The organism is Dysgonomonas sp. 511 (assembly GCF_010501105.1).
Classification (GTDB): domain Bacteria; phylum Bacteroidota; class Bacteroidia; order Bacteroidales; family Dysgonomonadaceae; genus Dysgonomonas.
This window is the reverse complement of record NZ_QVMQ01000071.1, coordinates 1-1,735: the sequence shown is the minus strand read 5'-3', so window position 1 is coordinate 1,735 and position 1,735 is coordinate 1. Positions and strand designations below refer to the sequence as shown.

Annotated in this window: 2 protein-coding genes; both read left to right on the top strand. The window is 32.3% G+C overall.

Features of this window, described 5'->3' with window-relative positions; all coding sequences use genetic code 11:
• The first annotated feature begins 93 nt into the window (after window positions 1-93).
• Window positions 94-390 carry a hypothetical protein gene (locus D0T57_RS15275; RefSeq protein ID WP_163274334.1) on the top strand — a complete coding sequence of 99 codons (297 nt, stop codon included), beginning with the start codon at window positions 94-96 and terminating at the stop codon, window positions 388-390.
• A gap of 18 nt (window positions 391-408) precedes the next feature.
• On the top strand, window positions 409-1,662 hold the full coding sequence (locus D0T57_RS15270) for a BACON domain-containing carbohydrate-binding protein (protein WP_163274333.1): 1,254 nt from the start codon (window positions 409-411) through the stop codon (window positions 1,660-1,662).
• Window positions 1,663-1,735 lie beyond the last annotated feature (73 nt).

The following is a 1,735-nucleotide window of genomic DNA, read 5'->3' as shown; positions in this document are numbered from 1 at the left end:
CTATAAATTGAAATCGTCGCGCGTGAGAAAACCCCGAAACTAACTAATTATCAAATAATTCAAAGAGCTTTTTGTGATTTTAATGGGACAGCAATGATTGTTGCTATAATAATAATAGCAATTATTTCTCCCATAAGTATTTTCATTGGAAAGATAATGAAGAGTGATATACCTGCAAAAAAGAATGCAATAACAGGTTGTATTGCATTTTTAGTAACAGCAATCGTTGCATTTCTTGGGAATATGGCCTATTACAAATATTTTGTTACAAAAAGAGAACTATATCAATATAGTGATACCTTAATGGGTAGGATCTTGATTACTACAGTTCTATTGGCTATAATAGGCTGGATAGCTGCCATCTACATGACCAATAAAAAGAAAAACTAAAAATATTTAATTAAAGATATGAAAAAGAAGCTAAATTTTGGAATTATTACGTTATTAATACTATGTTTATTTGCTGCTTGTAGCGATAGTGACAGTGAGGAGGATGAAAAAAAAACAATTGAGGTTCCTTCAGATCAACAACTCAATCAAGCTGTATTTGCAGATGAAACTGCAGGTAATTCAGAAATAAAATTTACAACTACAGGAGTATGGACTTCAACTATAGAGGAAAATTCAACTAAAAGTACAAAAGAAAGTTCGTCCGAGACTACGGATTGGATCAGTATTACCCCTAATGGTGGCGATAAAGCTGGAGATTATACCATTGCCATAAATTTAATTCCCAATTACACAGGGTTTGAGCGTTCCGCAGTTATCAATATTATTTGTGGAAAAGAAAAAATAAGTATTTCCATTAGTCAGTCGGGTGTAACAGAAGAAGGTGAGATACCGGAAGAGTCGGGAAATCAAAAAGAAAAATTTGATATTCTGAGTGCCATTGTTGACGATACATTCAGAGAATATTGTAAACGATTTGATCTTGACAAGGACGGATTATTCACTCTTTTTGAAATTATGGACGTGCAAACCATCATTGTAGATGATATGAACATATCCTCTTTGGTAGGTATAGAGCATTTTACACATCTTGACCGACTTGAGTGCGACAACATCAAACTAGATTCATTGGATATATCTAAAAACACGAAACTAAGAATCTTACAATGCAATAATTCTTTCTTGAAAAAACTGGATGTATTGAACAATCCCGAACTAATTATATTGAGTTGTGAGAAAAATGAAATAGACAACTTAGATGTATCTAAAAATACTAATTTGGAAAATCTCTATGTATCGGGAAATAAAATAAAGTCAATGGATGTATCCCAAAATCCACTCCTGACAGATTTTCGATGTGATGATAATATGCTTACAGTATTGGATGTGACCAATAATGCCGACTTGAATATTCTTTATTGCGACAACAACAAATTAGCTTCGTTAGACATATCCAAATGTACAAAACTCACAGATTTTGGATGTGAAACGACAGGTATTGATACTCTCGATCTATCAAATAACAAAGAACTGAACACTTTGTCATGTGGAAGTAATAATATAAGATCTCTGGATCTTTCCAATAATACAAAGTTAACGAAGATATTCAGCGAAAGAAACGAACTGCTTACTTCTATAAACCTGAGCAAATGTACTGAGCTTACTTCTATAACTTTTAACTATTGCGGTTTATTTTTCAAGTTCGCTAGTTAAAACTATGTACTTTAGTACAAGGCTTTAGCTTCTATAAATGTTTAAAATTCTATCTTTGTAACGTTTATGGAAA